Origin of the sequence: Brevibacillus sp. SYP-B805 (genome assembly GCF_011059135.1) — a bacterium.
Lineage (GTDB): Bacteria > Bacillota > Bacilli > Brevibacillales > Brevibacillaceae > Brevibacillus_F.
This window is the reverse complement of sequence record NZ_JAALGD010000008.1, coordinates 1-21,829: the sequence shown is the minus strand read 5'-3', so window position 1 is coordinate 21,829 and position 21,829 is coordinate 1. Positions and strand designations below refer to the sequence as shown.

20 protein-coding genes are annotated in these 21,829 nt (G+C 56.3%); 7 read left to right on the top strand and 13 right to left on the bottom strand.

Annotated features, from left to right (window positions below; translation table 11 throughout):
* Positions 1–47 precede the first annotated feature (47 nt).
* From G3578_RS11230 to G3578_RS11220, 3 genes are all read right to left on the bottom strand, one after another.
* Entirely contained in the window at positions 48–2,189 is a 2,142-nt protein-coding gene (locus tag G3578_RS11230) for a hydantoinase/oxoprolinase family protein (protein ID WP_165212677.1), read from the bottom strand.
* A 484-nt stretch (positions 2,190–2,673) separates the two neighbouring features.
* Positions 2,674–3,432 carry a 2-phosphosulfolactate phosphatase gene (locus G3578_RS11225; protein ID WP_165212675.1) on the bottom strand — a complete coding sequence of 253 codons (759 nt, stop codon included), beginning with the start codon at positions 3,430–3,432 and terminating at the stop codon, positions 2,674–2,676.
* An 88-nt stretch (positions 3,433–3,520) separates the two neighbouring features.
* Complete coding sequence (locus G3578_RS11220; RefSeq protein WP_165212673.1) at positions 3,521–4,144, bottom strand: FMN-binding negative transcriptional regulator; 624 nt, start codon at positions 4,142–4,144, stop codon at positions 3,521–3,523.
* Between the two features lie 174 nt (positions 4,145–4,318).
* On the opposite strand from G3578_RS11220, the gene G3578_RS11215 reads away from it, so the two are divergent.
* Entirely contained in the window at positions 4,319–4,870 is a 552-nt protein-coding gene (locus tag G3578_RS11215) for a hypothetical protein (protein WP_165212671.1), read from the top strand.
* A 45-nt stretch (positions 4,871–4,915) separates the two neighbouring features.
* Here the strand turns inward: G3578_RS11215 and G3578_RS11210 are convergent, their stop codons facing one another.
* The 8 genes from G3578_RS11210 to G3578_RS11175 form a co-directional block, all read right to left on the bottom strand.
* A complete protein-coding gene (locus G3578_RS11210) occupies positions 4,916–5,335 on the bottom strand; it encodes a hypothetical protein (protein ID WP_165212669.1) in 420 nt (139 codons plus the stop codon).
* A gap of 13 nt (positions 5,336–5,348) precedes the next feature.
* Positions 5,349–6,329 (bottom strand): NAD-dependent epimerase/dehydratase family protein, encoded by a 981-nt coding sequence (locus tag G3578_RS11205; RefSeq protein WP_165212667.1) that lies wholly within the window; start codon positions 6,327–6,329, stop codon positions 5,349–5,351.
* The gene (locus G3578_RS21290) at positions 6,326–7,411 is read right to left on the bottom strand and encodes a Gfo/Idh/MocA family protein (protein ID WP_165212666.1); all 1,086 of its coding nucleotides are present in this window, start codon (positions 7,409–7,411) and stop codon (positions 6,326–6,328) included. Before G3578_RS21290 ends, G3578_RS11205 begins: the two co-directional genes overlap by 4 nt.
* Complete coding sequence (locus G3578_RS11195) at positions 7,396–8,511, bottom strand: DegT/DnrJ/EryC1/StrS family aminotransferase (RefSeq protein WP_165212665.1); 1,116 nt, start codon at positions 8,509–8,511, stop codon at positions 7,396–7,398. Before G3578_RS11195 ends, G3578_RS21290 begins: the two co-directional genes overlap by 16 nt.
* 1 nt (position 8,512) lies before the next feature.
* Positions 8,513–9,514, bottom strand: coding sequence for a CgeB family protein (locus tag G3578_RS11190; protein ID WP_165212664.1), 1,002 nt, complete (start codon positions 9,512–9,514; stop codon positions 8,513–8,515).
* 22 nt (positions 9,515–9,536) lie between these two features.
* Positions 9,537–10,802: a nucleotide sugar dehydrogenase gene (locus tag G3578_RS11185; protein WP_165212663.1), complete on the bottom strand. Its 1,266-nt coding sequence runs from the start codon at positions 10,800–10,802 to the stop codon at positions 9,537–9,539.
* Positions 10,803–10,870: 68 nt separating this feature from the next.
* A complete protein-coding gene (locus G3578_RS11180) occupies positions 10,871–11,698 on the bottom strand; it encodes a glycosyltransferase (RefSeq protein ID WP_165212662.1) in 828 nt (275 codons plus the stop codon).
* Positions 11,699–11,913: 215 nt separating this feature from the next.
* Positions 11,914–12,717, bottom strand: a complete 804-nt coding sequence (locus G3578_RS11175) for a glycosyltransferase family 2 protein (protein WP_165212661.1) — start codon at positions 12,715–12,717, stop codon at positions 11,914–11,916.
* A gap of 405 nt (positions 12,718–13,122) precedes the next feature.
* On the opposite strand from G3578_RS11175, the gene G3578_RS11170 reads away from it, so the two are divergent.
* From G3578_RS11170 to G3578_RS11145, 6 genes are all read left to right on the top strand, one after another.
* On the top strand, positions 13,123–13,473 hold the full coding sequence (locus G3578_RS11170) for an Mpo1-like protein (protein ID WP_165212660.1): 351 nt from the start codon (positions 13,123–13,125) through the stop codon (positions 13,471–13,473).
* Positions 13,474–13,504: 31 nt separating this feature from the next.
* Complete coding sequence (locus tag G3578_RS11165; RefSeq protein ID WP_165212659.1) at positions 13,505–15,328, top strand: sigma 54-interacting transcriptional regulator; 1,824 nt, start codon at positions 13,505–13,507, stop codon at positions 15,326–15,328.
* A gap of 189 nt (positions 15,329–15,517) precedes the next feature.
* The gene (locus G3578_RS11160) at positions 15,518–16,585 is read left to right on the top strand and encodes an ABC transporter ATP-binding protein (protein WP_165212944.1); all 1,068 of its coding nucleotides are present in this window, start codon (positions 15,518–15,520) and stop codon (positions 16,583–16,585) included.
* Between the two features lie 110 nt (positions 16,586–16,695).
* Positions 16,696–17,496, top strand: a complete 801-nt coding sequence (locus G3578_RS11155; protein WP_241254587.1) for an ABC transporter permease — start codon at positions 16,696–16,698, stop codon at positions 17,494–17,496.
* A gap of 1 nt (position 17,497) precedes the next feature.
* Positions 17,498–18,277, top strand: coding sequence for an ABC transporter permease (locus G3578_RS11150; RefSeq protein ID WP_165212655.1), 780 nt, complete (start codon positions 17,498–17,500; stop codon positions 18,275–18,277).
* 32 nt (positions 18,278–18,309) lie between these two features.
* Entirely contained in the window at positions 18,310–19,434 is a 1,125-nt protein-coding gene (locus G3578_RS11145; RefSeq protein WP_241254583.1) for a polyamine ABC transporter substrate-binding protein, read from the top strand.
* A gap of 78 nt (positions 19,435–19,512) precedes the next feature.
* Here G3578_RS11145 and G3578_RS11140 read toward each other — a convergent pair whose 3' ends face one another.
* A complete protein-coding gene (locus tag G3578_RS11140) occupies positions 19,513–20,877 on the bottom strand; it encodes a putrescine aminotransferase (RefSeq protein WP_165212653.1) in 1,365 nt (454 codons plus the stop codon).
* 328 nt (positions 20,878–21,205) lie between these two features.
* Entirely contained in the window at positions 21,206–21,463 is a 258-nt protein-coding gene (locus G3578_RS11135) for a CDGSH iron-sulfur domain-containing protein (RefSeq protein ID WP_165212651.1), read from the bottom strand.
* Positions 21,464–21,829: the final 366 nt, after the last annotated feature.

The following is a 21,829-nucleotide window of genomic DNA, read 5'->3' as shown; positions in this document are numbered from 1 at the left end:
AATCCCTCCTCCCATTTTTCTCCTGCAACATTTGACACATTGTGCGCTTACTTGGGTTCCTTCAGGTGGAAAATGCGGTGTCGATCCAGCCGCGTCTCATAACCTGGCGGAATGACAAACGTGGTAGCGGTCGATTCGAGAATGGCAAACCCCTTGATCCGATTCCCCGCTTTCAGTTTTTCCATTTCCCAAATGTCGGCCGTTGTCCACTTCCCCTTCCAATACACGGGGCGGGTGCCCAGGTACGCTTCCGTCGGCGGCTGCTCGCCGCTCAGCGGCTCTTCCGGAATTTTCGGCTTTGGCACTTCGACGATTCCGCGCACAATCGCCCCGGTCACCGAATAGCCCAGCTCAGGGGAACGGGCGGCTTTCGCGTAGACGCGGCCATACGTTTCTTCGAATGCGTGAACCAGCACCTCCCAGTCTTCAACCGTGCGCAACGCCTTGATCGGCGATTCGATTTCCAGATCGTTCAGCTGCCCCTGATACTGCATGCGGAAATAGAAGCGGAATTCGACCTGGTCGCGCGGGAAACTGTTTTTCTCGAATTCGTCGGCCACTTTGTCCATCAGTTCCGACCATGCCTGCTGCAGTTCGCCGATCGCGTCCTTTTTCTCCTGTTCGCCCGCGGTAGCGTTTACATTGATGTCCAGCGTCTTGTCGTAACGGTACTCGAAATCGGCGGCCCCGCATCCGAAGGCGGAAAAGCCTGCGGCCCACGCCGGCACCAGGATGTCCTCAAAGCCGAGCCCTTTGGTGTAACCGGCGGTATGCAGCGGTCCGCCCCCGCCGTAGGAGAAGCACACGTATTGGGACGGAGAGTAGCCCTTGCCGAGAATCATCGATTCCAGGTAATTGCGCAGCTGCGACTCCAGGAGATCGATCACCCCGTAGGCGGCGTCTTCCACGCTCAGGCCGAGCGGATCGGCGATTTGTTCCTTGACTGCCTGATAAGCTCTCTCCGGATACAGTTTCACCTCGCCTCCCAGGAAATTGTCGGGATTGATCAATCCGAGCACGACGTGGCAGTCCGATACAGTAACGGTTTCAACGCCGCCCGCCGGATTGCACACGCCTACCCGGTAGCCGGCGCTGTCAGGCCCCAGCGTAATCGACTTGAAGTTCGGGTCAATCCGGATGTAGCTGCCGGCTCCAGCTCCCACCGTATCCATCGCAACCAATGGCAGCGACAGCACCAGGCGTGCCATGTCCGGACTGGTATTGATGCTCAAATCCCCCTGCGTGATCAGCGCCATGTCAAAACTGGTACCGCCGATGTCCGAACATGCGATATTGCGAATGCCCAGGTACTCGCCCAAATATTTGGCCCCCACAACGCCGCCGATCGGTCCGGATACCAGCGTGCGGGCCAATTCATTCGCCTGGAAGCTGATCGTTCCGCCATGGCTGGCCATCACCCGCAGGTCAAATTTGGCCCCTTTTTCCTTGACGCGTTTGTCGATCTTCAACAGCGTTTCGCGGGAAGGATCGGCCGCATATGCCTCGATGATGGTGGTATTGGTGCGGTGCGACTCTTTGCGCAGCGGATAGTAGTCGACCGAAGCGAAAATCGGCACCTCTTTGCCCCGTTTTTTCATGATGTCCTTCGCCATGTCCCGAACCCTGCGCTCATGTGCTGGATACTTGTAGGAGTGGAGGAAGCTGATGACGATCGCTTCGACCTGCTGTTCCAGCAGATCGACCACCGCTTGTTCCACTTCATGTTCATAAAGCGGAATCACCACATTGCCAAACAGATCGACCCGTTCGGTCACCCCCCGTGTCAGCTCCCTCGGAACCAGCGGGGGATCGTAGCGGTGTGTGTTCAGATGCAGCCGGTCCGAATACGAGTACCCGAGATAAGCCTGGATGGCTCTCCCCATGCGGTGAAAGTCTTCCATTCCCTTGTTGACGATCAGCCCGACGCGCCGACCCTTCCGGGAAACCAGGCGGTTGAGCATCGCCGTTCCGGAATACACGCCCGCGACCAACTGGGGGAACGCATCTTCCACCGTGGTGTTCCAGTACAAGAGGGCATCGCGCGCCGAGTTCAAGAGGCCGATCGATTCGTCCTCAGGGGTAGACTGCGCTTTGCCGACCACAAATTCCCCCTTGTCGTTGATGATGAAGGTGTCTGTCATGGTGCCCCCGGCGTCGATCGCGAGAATTTGCGCATTCACACTTCCCATGTGGTAAATCATCTCCCTTCCATCAAGAATTGGTTGATATGTTCGCACAAGAGGGCTGCTCTTGCTGCCTCCCAACATAAAGCACAAACGATGCCAACCATGGATCGTATCCCTGAATGGCTTTTCCGCTTGCTGCAGAACGGGTTTCCCACGCGGGAGCATACCGCTTCCTCTGCCCTCGATGTCGTTTTCTGTAGCGATTCGCTACAGCTGTACGCTACAACTGTTCGCTACACCGGTGAACAGTTCTCCGTTTTTCCACACCTGTTGCGGTCGGTTCCTCGAACATGCCTGCAGGCTCGTACGCCTGGTGAAAATCGAAGCAGCCGACACTCCATTCAGAGCGCCGGCTGTTTCTGATCCATTATATGATCATCCGAACCGTTCGGGCTGCTGCTGTTTTTCCGCCTGCAAAAGGCTTCGAATCATGACATGATTTTTGCCCCTTGTTGATGAAAGGTTTTAAGAACCCTCCTGCTTGGCCCTATTCCGTCTTGATCAGGTTCGCCTGTTTCCAGGAAACAAACGCGCCTTCCGGGTTCAGGATCGGAACCGTCTCGCTCGCGTCCCAGGATACTGCCATGGCGATATCTTCCGGATACCCCATGGCGATCAGTTCCTGACCTGAACTGCACTCCTCCAGCACCCGCGTCAGATCATGCTTGGCGGAATGAAAGACAGCCGCTGCTGCCCGCGCTTCCGGAGACAAGCGGCGGTGATCAAGGCGGGAAAGGATGGCTCCCGCTGCCATCATATCTTCCAACGCCGGGCGCAGGCTCCCGTCCGGCCATCGTTCCCCTGCGGCGATGACGGCCACGGTGCCACCCTGGTTGTTGATGTAGTCTGCAACCGCCGAAGCGTTGCGCAGGCAGGCGGCGACCACCGTCGCGCCGTAGTCTTTGGCGAGAAACGAGCAGGTCGCTCCATTGGGAGACGGCAGCACGATCCGGCTGCCCTGCGCCAGATCCAGCAGCGAAGCTGGCGACAGCGAAATCCCTTCGCCGCGCTTACCTGCCAATCTGGCATTCCGTTCGGCAGCAAATGCGATCGCACTCGGGTCCCGATATTGATAGGGAAAGACGATGCCCCCGCGGTTTACGGCTACATCCGCGCAGGTGGTGAAGGAAAGCACATCGATGATCACGACGATGTCGGAAACCGGAGCCAATGCGCGCACCCCTTCCGGCCCCCATTCAAACCGCACCTTATGGAATCGCTGTTGAAAAACTTCGATCCGCGCCATTTTTCACGCTCCTCCCAAAATACAGCAGATTTCCAATATAACGGATGATTGTCATGTATGCAAGTCATCTTTCCGCCATTGCTGCTTGTCAGACCCCCTGATGCAGACAGCGCATTGCTGCTGCCACTTGCTGGTCAACCGGTTCGTGACTTGCCGCCAAATGACGGATGACGGCCTGAACGTCTTCCTTGTTTTTATTCTGGCTCAACTTGTATTTGGCTTCGATCCGTTCCACTTCCAATTCGAAGCCGACGATGGCCTTCAACAGTTTCTCCATATCGGCCGCAGGCACCTGTTCCCACAACACGCCGTTCTCTCTGCCTCCTTCGTATTTTGCCAGCATCTCCTTCAGCATCGCCCGCAAGCGTGATTCCTCCACGACTCGCGCTTTTCCGTACACATGGACAGCCATGTAGTTCCAGGTGGGCACTTGGCCGGAAGAGGTATACCAGGAAGCCGATATGTAGGCATGCGGCCCCTGAAACATGGCCAACACCGATTCATTATGCGAGAAATGGCGCCATTGCGGATTGGCGGCAGCCAAGTGGCCGGTCAGAAAAAGTTGATCGCCGTTTTTCTCCAGTTCCAGCGGGAGATGGGTGGCAAACGGCTTCCCGTCATTGATGGTGACCAATGTGGCAAACGGATGCTCTTGCAGAAACGTTATCACCTCGTCCCTATCGGTGATCTCAAACGCTTTTGGAACATACATGTTTCCCCGCTCCTTTCTTTCCTTGCCTCCGGAAATGATTCCATCTTATCATACCGTGAGCCAGATGTATCCAATATTACCAGCCAAAATGCTTCCTGCCTCCGACTAAACTGGACCGGGTGGCGAATACTAACAAACGGTGTTCCACACTTCGGAGAGACGGGAGGAGTCGACATGTGGCCCAAGCTGTTTCTGACGGGCCTGCTGCTGTTCGGCGCGGGTACTTCGATTCATGCGGAGCGAACGGATTACGGGACAATCCGCGTGGATACCACCCCTACCCAAAATGAACGGGAACTGATCGAACGCGCTGATCTCATTGTGTTGGGATGGACAGACAGCGCCCACCAGCGTTATCCCACAGGCTTACGAGTGCCCAGCGGAAGCTTGTTCAACTTCGTGCAGACCATTCACGTAAAGCAGGCGATGAAAGGCAAACCCACTCACCTGCTCCACCTGCTGACGACAGGCATCGAACCGCTGCCCGATGCGGATGATCCGCTGAATCTCCGATACCCCGGCCCGCTGGCGGAAGGGGATTACGTCTGTTTCCTGCGGCGGGTGGCGGGAACCACGCTGTATACCATCGTGGGTGTCTGGCAGGGGGTATACCCGATTCACCAGGGCAGAACCGTCGCGATCGAAGGAGCAGGCTATCCAAGTTTCGACAAGCTGTCCCCCCAGAAAATGGCCAACAAGCTGAAACAGCTGATGAAGCCCCGCTGAAACAGCAAAAAGCTTCTACCTTTGATCCAGGCAGAAGCTTTTTCCTTAATCCGTCACAACGACCAGATAGGGCGGTTTTTTCTCCTCAAACCAAGCTTGCGCATCTTCGAGCAGCTGCAGATAAATGCCATGATTCCGGCCGCTGTCGAACCGCCAAGGCTGTTCGTAGGCTTGCAGATCGATCACGATTTCCTGCTGGAGAACCGGAAAGCTCCCCTCACCGATCGTTTCCCCTGCGGGCGGTACATAGCCCGTTTTCATCAGCCCTTCATCCCAACCGCCTGCCAATGCCTGTATCCGGAGAGAGAGACTGCTGCATGGGGCGGGGATCTGAACGTGCAGGGAGATACGGGAGACGATGGTTTCCAGCGGGATCGGCGCAATGTTGAAGGAGACGAACATTTCCCTGCCGCGTACGTGCAGGCGATTCGGAATAAAAAACATGCTCTTCTCCAGATTGACCACCTTCCTCCCCCCTTTACTCAGACTTGTCAGTCATTTCCTCATCCCGCTCATGTTCCGTCCCTGTCAGCCATTGATAGGTCCGACGCAGCCCATCCTCCAGCGCAACTTTTGCCGTCCACTCGATATCCTGCTGCAGGGAGCGTGCATCCAGCGCGCGGCGAACGACCCGGTCCACGGTGCGCTTTTCTTGAAATTCGTAGGGATATTCTTGTTTCCCCGTTACCTTGGCGATTGCTGCGGCCAGCTCCAGAATGCTTGTTTCCTTGCCCGTGCCGACATTGTACACCTTTCCCACCGTATGTGGATGGCGTGCAGCCAGCAGGATGGCGTCCAGCGCATCCTGGATAAACGTGAAATCCCTGCTCTGCCTGCCATCGCCGTAAATGGTCATCGGTCGACCCTGCTCGATGGCTTCGAAAAATTTGCTGACTACCCCGCAATACGGATTGGAGGTCAGCTGCCCGGGCCCATACAGATTGGACAGACGCAGAATCGTGACAGGCAATTGATACATATGAATAAACACCTGGCAATAATGTTCGACGGAAAACTTGCTGGCGGAGTAAGGCATGGTAATCTGGTAGAAAGATTCCGGCGTGGGGATGACCGGTGCATTCCCATACACGGAAGCCGTTGAGGTATAGATCATCCTTCGCAACCCGTGACAGTATTTCTTCACCAGGTTGAGGAGCAGGAATCCGCCGTACAGATTGGTATGAAAATCGGCTTCCAGATTTTCAGCGGAGAGCACCAGGTTGCGGCAGGATAGATGAAACACCCATTCCACCTCCGGAAGCACCGCTTGCAGCAAGCCTTCGTTTGTCACACTGTCCTGATAAAACGTGATTTTATCGGAGTCTGGGATCGCCTGCCGGTTGCCCGTCGACAAATCATCGATGATCGTGATGTGATCGGCAAGCGGCAGCAGCCGTTTCACCAGTTGCGATCCGACAAAGCCAGCTCCACCCGTTACCAACACGCTGCCGAATTTCATGATAACCCCCCGTCTTTTTGCAAGCTGCTTTTCATATCCGACGTTCGAAAATCTGGAAGGGGCAGGGTAACCGGCCGGGACGTGACCGCTGATTGATAAAGGGCGAAAATCGTCTCCAGCGCCTTGCGCCCTTCCCGACCATCCACCAGCACACCCCCGGTGCGGTTGGCGACCGCATCAGCCAGATCCTGATACATGGCCGCATGTTCGTTCTTCTCTTGCGCCAATCGGGCAATCTCTTCTGCGGTGTGCCACTGCTCCTGGCATTCCCATCGGCGGATCTGGTCGAGCTGCAGCCCGCCGATGGCGATGGTGCCTTTCTCGCCGAACAAGGAGATGGCATATTCGAGATTCCGGGGATACGTGACGGTATTGGCTTCAATCATGCCTTTGGATCCACCCGCGAACGTCAAGAGTCCAAGCGCGACGTCTTCCGTCTCTTTCGCAAGCGGCCCCTTGGCCACATCCCCGTATACCGTCTTGACATCCCCCAGAAACCACTGCAGCAGATCGATCATGTGAATGCCCTGGTTCAGCAGCATGCCGCCGTCTTCTTTCCAGCTTCCGCGCCAGGGAGCCTCCGTGTAATAAGTGGCCGGACGATGGATGCGCATCGAGACGACGCCCAGGTAGATATCCCCCAGGGCACCGCGCTCCACATACGATTTGATGGTCTGCATCAGGGGACGGTAGCGCAGCTGATGGCAGACCATCACGATGCGCTGCCGTGCGTCGGCCAGCGCGTTCAGTTCGTCCGCTTCCCGCAGCGACAGGGTCATCGGCTTCTCCAGCACCACATGTTTTCCTGCCCCCAACGCTTCCTTCGCTATCCCGGCGTGCAGCCCGGAGAGCGTGGAAACGACCGCGACGTCAACGGCAGGATCGGTTAACAGGTCCCGGTAATCCGCGTACTTGCGAAGAGGGCGATCCAGACCTGCCTGGGATTGGTACAGCTGCTCGGCCCGTGCCATATTGGACGGGACGATATCGCTTACCGCGACCAATTGCCCCTCCTGCAGGGCGGCGATAGACGCGATATGCCGCTCGGCAATGCGGCCGCAGCCGATTATTCCGAATCGCACGCAGCGGTCACCTCCCGCAGCACGCCGATGATCCGATCCTGTTCCGCTTCCTGCAGGAACGGACTCATGGGGATGGCGAAAAGCTGTTCCGACAAGCGTTCGGAAACGGGGCAGTCGCCCTTCTTGTAGCCCAGGTCGGCATACACCCGCTGCAAATGAAGCGGCAGCGGATAGTAGACGGCACATTGGATCCCTTCCGCCTGCAGGCTGCGCATCACCGCTGGCCGATGCTGCGTCTCCAGGCAAAACAGGTGGTAGATATGGCGGACATCCGGGCTTTCCGGCGCGATTCGAAGGTGGGCGATCTCCTGCAAACCTTCCCGGTATCGCGCAGCCAATCTTCTTCTCGTGTCGTTCCACGCGTCGATGTGCTCCAGGCAGGTAAGCAGGATGGCGGCATGGATTTCATCCAGGCGGCTGTTATAGCCGATTGTCTCGTGAACATATTTCTTCGTGCTGCCGTGCTGCCGCAACAGGCGGATACGGGCAGCCACCGCATCGTCATTCGTCACCACCAGTCCGCCGTCACCCAGGGTCCCCAGATTTTTGGTGGGAAAGAATGAGAAGCAGGCAGCATCGCCGAGACTGCCCACCGGGTTTCCTTTATAGGCAGCGCCAAACGCCTGGCAGGCGTCTTCGATGACAACGAGACCATGCTTGCGGGCGATGTGCGAGATGGCGTCCATTTCGGCCGGCTGTCCGAACAGATGGACGGGTATGATCGCCTTGGCTGCCGGCGTGATCTTTTCTTCCAGCTTGGTAGGATCCAGGTTGTAGCTGTCGGGATCAATATCCACAAAAACCGGTTTGGCCCCCACGCGGGAGACCGCTTCGGCACTGGCAAAAAACGTGAAGGGCGTGGTCAGCACTTCATCGCCCGGACCGATGCCGTATGCTTCCAGCGTGAGGATCAGGGCGTCCGTCCCATTTGCCACCGCAATCGCATGCGCAACCCCCAATCTCTCGGCAATGCGCTGCTCCAGCTCCGCTACTTTTGCTCCCAGGATATAACTGCCGCTTTCAATCACATCCGAGATGCCCGCAAGAATTTGCGGTCGGATGGAGTGAAACTGTCTTCGTAAATCTACCAAAGGGATCATGTTACCTTCCTCCCCTTTTTTTGCTTACCATGCGCTCCAACTCGGGCCATATGGCTTGCAGCCGATGATGGTACGTATGCTCTTGCAGCACTTTCTGCCGTGCTGCCTGACCAATGCGGTACCGCAATGCCGGTTGTTCCAGGTAGCGGGAAACCAGTTCCACGGTATCCGATGGATGATCGGTAAACGCGATCTCTGCGCCATCGGTAAACATGCGGGAAAGCTCGGGTGTTCGGCAAGCCAGCATGAAACCTCCCGCTCCCAGGATCTCAAACGTGCGTTGTGTCACCTGATCCGGAGCATTCTGAATCCCCAGAATGATTTTGCTGTGATGGTAAACGGATGCTGTCTGGCGGTAAGGGAGATAGCCTTCTACCCAATCGGCGGGCACGTCGACGCCAAAGTGCTCCCGGATCAACCCGCCGTTTTCCAGCCACCCGCCTCCCCACACATGGATTTTCCGGTTTGCCCGTACGAAGGGGAACATCAAAGCAGCGAGATGATCGTACCGATCCGTCCGCTTATGCAAATGGGCGCTTGCCACCATGGTCAGATCATACCGCTCCTCCACCCCTTCCGGCTTCCCCGGAAAAAATCGCGGATTCAGGGCGAAATTCAGATATTGGGCGTCGATCCCCATTTTGCGGTATTCAGCGACGCAGTCGGGATGGATGGTCCACACGCAGTCCGGCTGGATGCGGCTGATAAACGGCAGCGACCAGGAGTCAAAGTGAATCTTGTCTTCGGTTGCCCAGTAGATATGGAACAGATTATAGGCCCGGCATAAGGCCGGCAGATCGTTCAAGTCGGGAGAATGCAGCGGCAAATCACAGCCGACCGTAATCAAGATATCCGGTCGAAAATAGGCGATGCCCGCCTCAATCTCCCGCATGTTCCATGAGCACTGGTAACAGATCCGATTCCCCCATTGGCCCAGCGCATCCCCCAGACTGTCCAGATACATCGAACGATGATCCAAAAAAAAGATGGTGAACCGCTCCATCGATCATCTCTCCCTCAACCGTTCACAGGTGAACCACGTGCGCCCCCGGCAGCTGCGGCGCCACATTGCGCGTGTCGATGACGCAGCGGCTGTGTTTGACAATGCCTTCCCATGGCAGGCCCGAATGATCAACCAGGATCAGGACGATGTCAAAAACACCCAACTCGTTCGGTTCGAGCGAGAATGTTTTCAGATCAAAAGGCAGCTCCCCGACAAAAACCGGATCATGCACCGAGACGGTGACTCTTCTGTCCAGCAAGAGTTCGATTACTTTCAGCGAGGCCGACTCCCGGATATCGTTCACGTCCTTTTTGTACGTAAGGCCGATCACCCCCACATGGGCTTCCTCCAGGGGCTTGCCGCGCACTGTCAGCTCCTGCACGACGCTGCTGACAATAAAGTGCGGGATCATTTCATTGATAAACCCGGCTTGATGGATCATGGTCAGCGGCACTCCTTCCCGCATGCCGATCCACGCCAAAAAGAATGGGTCTACGGGAATGCAGTGCCCGCCGATGCCAGCGCTTGGGTAATAGGGGGTAAATCCAACCGGCTTCGTTTTGGCGGCTTCGATCACTTCCCACAAATCGACATTCATTTTATTGGCCAGCAGATTTACTTCATTGATGAAAGAGATGTTAATGAGACGCTGGCTGTTTTCCAGCATCTTGACGAACTCCGCCACCTTTGGCGACGAGACGGGAACGGTCTGCTTGAAGACGGAATCATACAGCTGCTTCACTTTCTGCAGGCATTGGGGCGTCACCCCGCTGATCACCTTGGGAATGTCGGCAATCGAGACCATTTTGTTCCCCGGATCAATCCGCTCCGGCGAATAACCCAGGAAGATGGTTTCGCCGACCGTCAAGGCATCGGTTTCGATCAAGGGTTTCACATACTCTTCCGTGGTCCCCGGGAAGGTGGAACTTTCCAGGACCAGAAGCTGCCCTTTTTTCAAATAGGGTTTCAACTGCTGGACGGCGTGAAAAATATAGGATAAATCCGGTTCCCGATTCCGCAGCGGCGTCGGCACGCAGATGATGATGGTATCGACACCGGCTGCGGCAGCGTAATCGCTGGTCACATCCAGCAACCCGCTGTTTGTCATGATGCCGATCTCCTGATCCGAGATATCGGATATATAGCTCTTGGCGGCCCGCAGCATGGCGATTTTCTCCTGATCGATATCGATCCCGGTCACATGGTATCCCTTGGAGGCGAAGAGCTGGACAAGAGGTAATCCGACAAATCCCAAACCGATAACCGCGATTGTTGGAAGACTTGACATTTTCACACCCTCTTCAGGAAGTAAAATCTCGTTCTCACGGCTACGAGGAGTACAGGGAGGCTGCGCCTCTAGCATTCGTACCCCTCGTGAAACGACCCATGCTGGGAAATCGCATGATCGATCATTTCCCGCTGACGTATCATATCTGCAAAAAAGCATCGGTTTCCCATGGTTGCCTGCACCCACTGCAGGGCTTCCACATGATCGCCGAGTATCATGTCTTCGACAACATTGGTATTGCTCGAGTTATAACTGCGAATTTTGTTTGTCGAAAAGACATTGACGGCGTGGACGTTCTCGATGGTCAGACCGGCTAACGCGGCCATGGCCTGGGCTTTGGGAGGGATGGCGAGATTGGCATACCCGATGATCTCGGCCGCTCTCCTTTTCATCGCATGGGGGATCGCCGTCAGGGAAGCGTACTTCAATGACCCATGTCGCAGCACTCTGTTGAGAAACCGTTTGGCCAGACTGACGGCATCGATCATGGAGGCTTTGGTGTAGAACGGATTCACGTCGTTTAACGCGATATCCACCTGTTGATAGCAGGCTGCAACAAAAGGGAGCAGATCCTGGGGTTGAAATACGATGTCCCCATCGAGAAAAAGAAAAACTTCCCCGGTTGCCTCCCGGGCGCCGATGGCCCTGCCCACATCGTGTCCGAGACGATAGGGATACGAGAAGCAGGTCACCTCATGCTGCAGGCAGATCTCCAATGTCTTGTCGGTCGAGCCATTTTCCACCACGATGACTTCCTTGGGCTGCAGGGATTTCACGCTCGCCAGCAATTCCCCGATGGTTCCTTCCTCGTTGCTGACCGAAATGATCACCGACAAGTTGTATGGATTCTGCGCCAGCACTTTGTCCTCGTCACATATGAATGAAGAAGTTTTCACGAGTTCAATCCCCGTGTCATGCCGTTCCCGAATCTGTCCGACCTCTCGGCGAACTCGCGATTGCTTCATGCCTTTTGCGCTGGCGCTGTTTTTTTTCGACGTCCGTTCCTTTTCCTCCGAACGATTGAGTTCTGCAATCTTTCGGCGATCAGCTTGTAGACCGGTCCTGCGAAACAGACGCTGCTGTGGTATCACGCCGACTCACCTCCGACGAACTAGATTTCCAGCATGTATGGGTAATAGACCCCGCGCGAATGGCTGGACCCGTGCGCATCCAGGAGCTGCCGCATCCTATTGAAGTCGGTATACCCGGCTCTTTGCCCGCGCTGGCTGATAAAATATGCGATCGCTTCCAGATGGTCGCCCAGCACCAAGTCCATGACTTTCTCTTTACGTCCGGCTCGCTTCCGGTTGAACCGGGATGTGTTTATGCGTGGTCCGCGCGTAATGCGCAGGCCGTGCAGGACGGCTTCTACCTGTGCTTTGGGAGGCACAGCCAATATCTTGATTCCAATGAGATTCAACGCCCGTCTGCTCATGGCATGGGGGACCGTAGTCATCGAACTTCCTTCGAGATCGGGCCTGCCTATGATTCTATTGAGAAATCGTTTGGCAACAGCGGTAGAATGAATGTTGGTTTTCACCTGAAAGCCGGAATAGGCGTTCAATACCAGATCCCAGCCCTTGTCAACCAGTTCGATATAGCCAAGAAGGGTGCTGGCAGGGATGACGAAGTCACCGTCAATGAACAGCAGGACGTCCCCCTGGGCAAAGCATGCACCGACAGCCCGCCCGACATCATGTCCCAGGCTTTTCTTGGTGGAGACCACCTTGGCGCCCGCCTTTTTTGCCTTGTCAGCCGTATCGTCGCTCGTACCATTGCAGACCACGATCACTTCCGTGTCTGCGGATATGTTTCTCGCTTCCGCCACGACCTTGGCAATGCTTCGGGCCTCATCGCGCGCAGGTATAATGACAGAAATTCTCACGGGCATCTGTTCGATCGTGAATTCTTCCAACCTACTCCCCTCTTTGCATCTAAGTGAATTACAATCCGATCTTTACATAAGTACGCCGCCATCAGATAGATGGACACGGCACTTATCCTAGCGATTTAACGAATAGACTGGAAAAAACCGTCTATTTTCGTCAGGTGCCTTTTCCTGGGTATATTGGAAAGTTTAAGATCTCTCATGCACGAAAGCGAAGTAGAAAGGTTGGGGGTTCCCGCCGACACCAGCAAGGGCCCCCACTCGGCGCAGCGATAGCTTTCGCCGAGTGGGTGGAGCGTTAGCTATTGCCGAGTGTGTGGAGCGTTCGCTTACGTCGGCGGGGTAAATAGAGTTTTAGGAAGGCAGGAGGAATTCCAGAGAATGGGAGCGTATTTATAGAAAAATTAGAATTCTCAAATTTTGGAGGAACTCATGAAAAGCGACAAGGAGAAGCAGACCTTTGACAGCTTTGCGGATTTCTGGCCGTTTTATCTGTCCCAGCATCACAAGCGGTTGACACGCACCTGGCATTTTGTCGGAACATCGATGGTTTTTCTCTGCATCGCAGCGAGCCTGATGTATCACCTGTGGCTGCTGCTTCTAGCCCCGGTCCTGGCTTACGGCTGCGCCTGGTACAGCCATTTTCGGATTGAAGGCAACAGGCCCGCGACGTTTGGTCATCCATTCTGGTCCCTGCGGGCGGACTTTCGCATGTTCGGCCTTATCCTGACCGGTAGGATCGACGAGGAATTCGCCAAGCACCGGCTGCCGAATGAAAAGTGACCGCCGGCCATGCAGACAAAGGAGGGAATCCATGAGTTTGCTAAAAGAGGTGCAGCCCTTGGCCCAGCAAGTGGCGGAGGCGATCAGTGCCGCTCTCCAGGTTGAGACGGAAATCGTCGATGACACGATGACGATCATCGCCGGTACGGGCAAATACCGGGAACGGATCAACACCAAGGAAGAAGGAGGCCAGATTGACGCCGGCTATCTCTATGGCCGCGTGCTGAAAACGAACCAGCCTTATTTCGTGGAAGATGCGCGCAACGATCCTTCCTATGATCCTTCTGTTTTGCAGGGAAAGACGGAAGAGTTGGCGGAGCTTTGTTCCCCGATTCACTACAACGGCAGGGTGATTGGCGTCATCGGCCTGATCGCGTTCACCGAGGCGCAGCACCGGTCGCTGATTCAAAACAAGATGCCGTATCTGACGTTTCTGCAGCGGATGGCGGAGCTGTTAACCGGCAAGATCGCGGAGGAAAGTGCCCTGCGTAACTGGAAAAAGACCCTTCGCCAGCTGGAAACCCTCATTGAGTCGATTCATGAGGGGATTCTCGCGATTGATGAACAGGGCATGATCACCACCTGCAACGAAACCGCCCAGCAATTGATTCAGCGAAACAAGGACGACTTGCTTGGCCGACCGCTCGGGGAGATCTGGAAAGATGCGCCCATGCTGCAGGTACTGGCTACGGGAAAAGGGTATACCGAGCAAGAGGAACGGTACAGGCTGGGCGATCACGAGATGCATTTCATCGTCACCGCCCGCCCCATTCTGGTAAACGATACCGTTGCAGGTGCCGTCGCCTCCTTCCGCCGCATGGCAGACATGCGCAGGCTGGCCTACCAGTTGACAAACGAGCCGAAAGACCTACACTTTTCTGAAATTTATGGAAAAAGCCGGGCCATCTCTGTCGTCATCCGGCAGGCGGAACAAGTGGCCCGCGGCACCTCCAACATCTTGATCACCGGGGAAAGCGGCACGGGAAAAGGGATGCTGGCGGCCTGCATCCATTCGGCCAGCAATCGGCGCAACGGCCCGTTTATCATCGTCAACTGCGGAGCCATCCCGGAAGCCCTGTTGGAGAGCGAGCTGTTCGGCTACGTCGGCGGAGCCTTTACCGGGGCCAGGCGCGAAGGCAAGGCCGGCAAGTTCGAATTGGCGGATGGCGGCACGATTTTTCTCGATGAGATCGGCGATCTGCCGCTCCATCTGCAGGTGAAGCTGCTGCATGTCCTGCAGAACCGGCAGGTGGAGCGGGTAGGCTCCAATCAGCCGATCCCGGTCAATATCCGCGTCATCTCCGCCACCAACAAGAATCTGGAAGAAATGGTGCGAAACAAGGAGTTTCGCGATGACCTCTACTTCCGGCTCAACGTCATTCCCCTGCACATGCCCCCGCTGCGGGAGCGCACGGAAGATATCCCACTGCTGATGGACTACTTCCTGGAAAAGTACCGCCACATGGTGGAACGCCCCCCGCTGGACTTCACGCCGGAAGTGAGAAGCTTGTTCATGCAGTACCAATGGCCCGGCAACGTGCGCGAGCTGGAAAACGCCATCGAATATGCCGTCAATATGGCAACCACGCCGTATATCGGGCTGGATTCGGTGCCGCTGCGCATCCGCAGCGTCTACGCCCCGCAAGAGATTCCCACCGCCTGCGAGGATGGGACGCCCTCCCTGAAAGAACAGCTGCGCCAGCACGAGTTGCAGATCCTGCAAAGCATGTTGAAACAGTATGGGCATTCGCTGGAAGCCAAGCGGCGGATCGCGGAGAGACTGGACATCGGTCTCGCCACCCTCTACCGCAAACTGGAGGGTTACAAACTTCTCACGGATGAGAAAGCATTCTAATTTCTTGGAATGGTCCAACATGCATTTGGTGACCATGGTCATCCACGTTTCTTACAGACAAGAACAGGCGGCGGAAATATCCGTTCAGCTCCCGTGTGTTTTTGCTGACCGTTTTGTGGCACTGTTCTTGCAGAGGGTAACAAGCCGAAAAACAACCGACACAGGAGGGGGTCTTGCTTGTCACATCCCATGGTTGTTCTGCAAGAGATCGTCAAGCGCTTCGGACACAACACCGTCGTTCAAAACCTTTCCCTTGACATACATCGGGGTGAATTCCTTACGTTTCTTGGACCGAGCGGCTGTGGGAAAACAACGACGCTGCGGATGATCGCCGGCTTTGAGCAGCCCACATCCGGCCGCATCCTGCTCGACGGGGAGTCCGTCCAGGACAGGCCCGCATATGAGCGTAACGTCAATACGGTTTTTCAGAGCTACGCGCTCTTTCCCCATTTGACCGCCTACGAAAATGTGGCGTTCGGCCTGCGCGTCAAGAGAGTGCCCGCCGCGGAGATCGACCGGCGGGTGAAACAGGCGCTTCGCCTTGTGCAGTTGGAGGACTTCGCCAAGCGCAAACCGGAGCAGCTGAGCGGCGGGCAGAAGCAGCGGATCGCCATCGCCCGCGCGCTGGTCAACAATCCCAAGGTGCTGTTGCTGGACGAACCGCTCGGCGCCCTGGATCAAAAGCTGCGCAAACAAATGCAGGTGGAACTGAAACACCTGCAAAAGCAGTTGGGCATCACGTTTATTTTTGTCACCCATGATCAGGAAGAGGCGCTTACCATGTCGGACCGGATTGCGGTCATGCATCATGGCGTGCTGGAACAGGTCGGGACACCGGATGAGATCTACAACCGCCCGGCAACGGCCTTTGTGGCGGAATTTATCGGCGAAACCAATCTGCTGCGCGGCAAGGCGATCGAGAGGACGGCTGATGCGCTGCTGGTGGAATGCGAGGGGTTCCGTCTGACCGCTCCCCTGCAGGCGGACATCCGGGAACAGGAACCGGTTGTCGTGGCAGTACGCCCGGAACGCATATCCCTCTCCCTTTCTCCGGCGGACACCCCTGAGCGGATCTGTCTGCCCGCCCGGCTGTCGGAACGCATCTACACGGGCGCTTTCACCAGGACGGTGGTGACGCTGGCTGACGGCAAGACGCTGGTTTCCCATGAAAAAACGGACGAGCTCCTGCCGGTCGGACAGGGTGATTCCCTGTACGTGCAGTGGAATCCGGCTCATGCGGTGGTGTTGAAGCCATGAAATCGTCCGTCACCACCTCCCCTGTCCGCACGGAGACTCCCGCCGCCCTGAAACCGAAACGCTCCCGCGATTACGGCCGGCTCTGGACGATTGGCCCAGTTGTCGTCTGGATGGGAGTGCTCTTTCTTCTGCCGCTCCTGCTGGTGCTGGCCGTCAGTTTTTTCAGCCGCAGCACGTTTGGCGGCATTGAGCCGCCGCTGACGGCGAACAATTACATCCGTTTCTTTGATCCCCTGTACTACAAGATCCTGTGGGTTTCCTGCGTCCTTGCGTTCACCACCACCATCCTCTGCCTCTTCCTCGGCTATCCCTTTGCCTACGTGGTTGCGCGGGCCCCTGTCCATCTTCGCAATCTGCTGCTGCTGTTGATCATCGTCCCGTTCTGGACCAACTCGCTGATCCGCACGTATGCGTGGATCGTGCTGCTGCGGACGGAAGGGGTGATCAATACGGTCTTGAAGGCGCTCGGCCTCATCGCCGAACCGCTGCCGATGCTGTACAACGAGTTTGCCGTCCTGACCGGCCTGGTGTATACCATGCTTCCCTTCATGGTGCTGCCACTCTATGCCTCCATCGAAAAGCTGGATAAGGCTTACCTGGAGGCGGCCGCCGACCTGGGGGCAACCTCCTGGCAAACCTTCTGGCGGGTAACCGTTCCGCTCACCGCTCCCGGGATCATGGCCGGATCGCTCCTGGTATTCATCCCGTCGCTCGGCCTCTTCTTTATCCCCGATCTGATGGGCGGCAGCAAAGCGGTGCTGATCGGCAATCTGATCAAGAATCAGTTTTTGACCGCCCGTGACTGGCCGTTTGGATCGGCCGCCTCCATCATCCTCATGGCGCTGACGCTGCTCTTTATCGGCGGTTATCTCGCGGTGACGAAAGACAAAGAAGGAAAGGGGTTGACCTGACATGCGTCTTTCCTTTGCCGGCAGGCTCGGAGCCGTATACGCCGCGCTGATCTATCTGTTTCTCTACCTGCCGATTGCCATCCTGATTCTTTACTCCTTCAACAAATCCAAGCTCAACGCGGTCTGGACGGGCTTTACCGTCGACTGGTACCTCAAGCTTTTCCACAACAGCGATGTGCTGGAAGCCATGAACACCACCCTGATCGTCGCGGCGGTCAGCACGCTTGCCTCCACGATGATCGGCACCCTGGCCGCCGTCGGGATGTACCGCTACCACTTTCGGGGGAAAACGGCGCTCGACGCGATGCTGTATCTGCCCATCGTGATACCGGAGATCGTGATGGGCATCTCCATGCTGGCCTTTTTTGCACAGCTGAAAATCCCGCTGGGGTATCTGACATTGATTGCCGCCCATATCACCTTCTCCGTTCCCTTTGTGGTAGTGGTGGTGAAGGCCAGGCTTGCGGGCTTTGACAAAAGCATCGAAGAAGCGGCGATGGATCTGGGGGCGACGCCCTGGCAAACGTTTGTGAAAGTCACCCTGCCGGTCATCGCGCCGGGTGTGATCGCCAGCGCGCTTTTGGCGTTTACGCTGTCGGTGGACGATGTGATCATCAGCTTCTTCGTGGCTGGTCCGACGAGCCCGACGCTGCCGCTCAAGATCTTCTCCATGGTGAAATTCGGCGTCTCCCCCGAGATCAATGCCCTGTCCACCCTGATGCTCATGGTCACCCTGCTGATTGTGGTCATCGCCGAACGGATACGGCTGCGTAAAAGCTGAACCATATCGAAATCAATTGAGGAGGAGTATTCATGAAGAAACGTTGGAAACGCATGATGGGCATCGGACTTACCGTGCTGGGCCTGGCCGCTGCAGCCGGCTGCGGTTCCCCCAGCGCATCAACGCCTGCGGACGGCGGCGGTTCCCCGCAAGCCGCCGGATCGCCAGGAGGGCAGGCCGGAGCAGGGCTAGACGCGGAATTGAATGTGTTTAACTGGTCCGAGTACCTGCCTGAGTCGGTCATCAAGAAATTCGAGGAAAAATACGGCGTGAAGGTAAACTACACCACCTTCTCCTCCAATGAGGAAATGCTCGCCAAAGTTGCTGCGGGCGGCGGGATTTATGACTTGACGGTAGCGAGTGACTACTACATACAGCCCATGGTGAAACAGGGCATGATCGAGCCGTTTGACCTGAACAATGTTCCCAATTTCAAGAACCTGCTGCCGGAATTTGTCAACAAGGAATTTGATCCGGGGAACAAGTACTCGATTCCCTACATGGGCAATACCGTCTCCCTGGCCGTCAACACGGAGAAAATCAAGACGGAGATCGCCAGCTACCAGGATCTCTGGAAGCCGGAACTGAAGGGACAGATTGTCATGGTGGATGACCAGCGGTTTATTCTGGGCATGGTGCTGAAGTCGCTGGGCTATTCGGCCAACGACACCGATCCCGCTCACCTGGAGCAAGCCAAACAGAAAATGATTGAGCTGATGCCCAACATCAAGGCGTTTGACAGCGACAGCCCGAAGACGCTGATGATCAATGGAGAGGTAAATGTCGCGTTCGTCTGGGGAGCGGAGATCGCCCTCGCCCAGCGGGAAGTGCCGACCTTCCAAACCATTTTGCCCAAGGAAGGGCTGATGATCACGATGGACAACTTCGTGATTCCTGCCGGGGCGAAGCATAAAAAGACAGCGGAAGCGTTTGTCAACTTCCTGCTTGATCCGGCGATCAGTGCGGAAATCGCCGATTCGTTCCCGTATATCAATCCGAACAAGGAAGCCCGGACGATGATCGATCGGGCCACCCTGGAGAATATCGCCATCTACCCGCCTGCCGAAGAGATGAACCGTGTCGAAGGGCTGCAGGACATCGGCGATGCCGCCAAGCTGTACGACCGCATCTGGTCCGAAGTGAAAAGCGCACAATAAGGGGAATCCATGAGAAACCGGCCCACCCGATCGGGGGGCCGGTACTTTATGCTTGTCAAGCCGAGCGCACCATGAGGATCATCTCACCACTTTGCTCTCTTTCGCCAGCTGGGCGATCCCTTCTTCAATGCAGGCCAACACGTAATCGATCTGCTCATAGGAGATGATGGCGGGCGGTTCGATGCGGATCACGGTCGCGTTGTTGATCGTTCCGCCCACCAGGATCTTTTTGCCGAAAAGCATTTTGGCCAGGGTATAGCCGAGGCTGTTGTGGGCGAACTCCATCCCGATCAGCAGCCCCTTGCCGCGTACATCCACGAGGATTTCGGGATGGCGGGCGCGGATTTCGTTCAGGTGCTTGAGGAAATAATCCCCCTTCTCTTTGGCCTGCTGCGGGATATTCTCCTCCAGAATGGTATGGATGGCCGCAATCGCTCCCGCGCAGCAGAGCGGGTTGCCGCCGAATGTGGAAGAGCCCAGAATGAACGGATTCTCTTCCATCTTGGCCCACCATTTTTTCTTGGCCACCATCGCCGCTATCGGCATCACGCCGCCGCCAAACGCTTTCCCCAGCGTCATGATATCGGGCACCACGTTCCAATGGTCGACGCCGAACATCGTCCCGGTGCGCCCCATCCCAGTTTGCACTTCATCGACGATCAGCAGGCACTCGTATTTGTCGCAGATTTGCCGGAGCCGCGGCAGATAGTCGTCGGGCGGAATGTTGACGCCGCCTTCGCCCTGGATCGGCTCAACGATGACGCCCGCTACCGTTTCCCCCGTGCTGATCAGCATGCGGATCGCCTGCTCCACCGCATCGGCATCCCCATACGGCACATGCTGAAACCCGGGGACCAGCGGCAGATAAGGCTCGCGGAAAAGGGCCTTGCCCGACGCGGAGAGCGAGCCGAACGTTTTCCCGTGGAAGCCTTTCTCCGTGGAGATAAAATAGGTTTTCCCCGTTGCCAGACGGGCCAGCTTCAATGCCATCTCGTTGGCCTCGGTTCCGCAGTTGACCAGGTAGGAATGCTGCAAATCGCCCGGCGTAATGTATGCGACGAGCTGCGACAGATAGCCGCGCAGCGGGTCGACCATTTCCTGGCTGTGCAGCGCGTAACGTTTCAGCTGCGCTTCCACCGCTCTCACCACCTTGGGGTTGCGGTGGCCCAGCAGGTAGACGCCGTAGCCGCCGAGGCAGTCGATATATTCATCCCCCATCGTGTCGCGGAAGACGGCGCCTTCGTCTTCCCACTCCACCACCGAGTAATCGGTGGAAACGGATTTGCGGTGCGTCAGGATCGCTTTGGTGACATGGTTGGTAAAGTTGTCGATCGATTCCGAGACGATGGCTTTCTTTTGTTCCAGCGTCAAACGTTCGCTTTCGATATACCCCAGAATTTTTTTGGCCAACTGCAGGGACTCTTCCCTTGATTTCCGTTCCATGCGGTTCCCCCCTTCTTTTCCTCCATTGTTCAACTGATTCTGGAAGCAAGAACGATGCCAGCCAGTATCCGGCCGTTCCGGCATCGTCTCGAAGGGTTTTTCTCATTCTGGAGAAAGAACGTTCGAGGAGAAACCACCGGATTGAGAAGCGTTTCCCACAAACGAGAACACCCCTCCTCCGCCGATCAATCCGGCAAGGACGGGGTGTCCCCTTGTTGGCGTTTATGATTTGGTCAGCGTTCCGTACATGAAGGCGCCGATCGCAATGACACATACCACGACGGTCAGGACAAAAACGCCGATGACGAGTTTGTTGTGTCTATCTTCCCTACTCACGCCGTCCGACCCCTTCCCTGTTTTGATGGCTGCCGTCGCAGAAAGGAAGATTGCCGGATTTCCCGCATCCGCAGATCGAGACGGTTTTCGTATCCGTATACTTTACCAGATAAGGCCGCTTGCCAAATCCCTTGCCGTTGTGGGAACCGTCGCAATACGGCGCCGACTCTGTCAATCCGCAGCCGCAATATTCCCGCAGGCCGGGTTCCTCCGTGAGGATATATGGTTTCTGCTTGTCGTACATCGCCATGCTCCATCTCTCCTTACCCCTCCCATTATACCGCCTGTCAGGCCCAAAAGGAAAGGCAGGAGCATCGTCTCAGCGGAGAAAACGAGCCGATCCTCAGGAGGATCGGCTCAGCGTGTAGACAAAGTCGGTCATGTCACGGATGATGGTTCCTGCTCGCTCTCTTGACGACCCGCGATAAAGCCGGCTTTTGTCCGCTCCGAAACGCGACGCGGGCAGGGGGCTCAACATCTGGGCGTTTCCGTATTATGAGGTCAATCAGAGTAACATCTGATTGACCTTTTTTCATGAGTAAAGGTGTAGAATGGCGGTAGCCGGGGGAAACGAATCTGGGTTTGAGACGTTGATCTCGCTGTCTGAAGTGTTTCC

What these genes read in the sequence shown, in the direction of transcription:
- G3578_RS11140 (WP_165212653.1), bottom strand. Translation starts at nt 20,877, where the DNA reads ATGGAACGGAAATCAAGGGAAGAGTCCCTGCAGTTGGCCAAAAAAATT.
- G3578_RS11215 (WP_165212671.1), top strand. Translation starts at nt 4,319, where the DNA reads ATGTGGCCCAAGCTGTTTCTGACGGGCCTGCTGCTGTTCGGCGCGGGT.
- G3578_RS11195 (WP_165212665.1), bottom strand. Translation starts at nt 8,511, where the DNA reads ATGATCCCTTTGGTAGATTTACGAAGACAGTTTCACTCCATCCGACCG.
- G3578_RS11190 (WP_165212664.1), bottom strand. Translation starts at nt 9,514, where the DNA reads ATGGAGCGGTTCACCATCTTTTTTTTGGATCATCGTTCGATGTATCTG.
- G3578_RS11145 (WP_241254583.1), top strand. Translation starts at nt 18,310, where the DNA reads ATGAAGAAACGTTGGAAACGCATGATGGGCATCGGACTTACCGTGCTG.
- G3578_RS11205 (WP_165212667.1), bottom strand. Translation starts at nt 6,329, where the DNA reads ATGAAATTCGGCAGCGTGTTGGTAACGGGTGGAGCTGGCTTTGTCGGA.
- G3578_RS11220 (WP_165212673.1), bottom strand. Translation starts at nt 4,144, where the DNA reads ATGTATGTTCCAAAAGCGTTTGAGATCACCGATAGGGACGAGGTGATA.
- G3578_RS11170 (WP_165212660.1), top strand. Translation starts at nt 13,123, where the DNA reads ATGAAAAGCGACAAGGAGAAGCAGACCTTTGACAGCTTTGCGGATTTC.
- G3578_RS11165 (WP_165212659.1), top strand. Translation starts at nt 13,505, where the DNA reads ATGAGTTTGCTAAAAGAGGTGCAGCCCTTGGCCCAGCAAGTGGCGGAG.
- G3578_RS11155 (WP_241254587.1), top strand. Translation starts at nt 16,696, where the DNA reads ATGGGAGTGCTCTTTCTTCTGCCGCTCCTGCTGGTGCTGGCCGTCAGT.
- G3578_RS11135 (WP_165212651.1), bottom strand. Translation starts at nt 21,463, where the DNA reads ATGGCGATGTACGACAAGCAGAAACCATATATCCTCACGGAGGAACCC.
- G3578_RS11160 (WP_165212944.1), top strand. Translation starts at nt 15,518, where the DNA reads ATGGTTGTTCTGCAAGAGATCGTCAAGCGCTTCGGACACAACACCGTC.
- G3578_RS11185 (WP_165212663.1), bottom strand. Translation starts at nt 10,802, where the DNA reads ATGTCAAGTCTTCCAACAATCGCGGTTATCGGTTTGGGATTTGTCGGA.
- G3578_RS11150 (WP_165212655.1), top strand. Translation starts at nt 17,498, where the DNA reads ATGCGTCTTTCCTTTGCCGGCAGGCTCGGAGCCGTATACGCCGCGCTG.
- G3578_RS11225 (WP_165212675.1), bottom strand. Translation starts at nt 3,432, where the DNA reads ATGGCGCGGATCGAAGTTTTTCAACAGCGATTCCATAAGGTGCGGTTT.
- G3578_RS11230 (WP_165212677.1), bottom strand. Translation starts at nt 2,189, where the DNA reads ATGGGAAGTGTGAATGCGCAAATTCTCGCGATCGACGCCGGGGGCACC.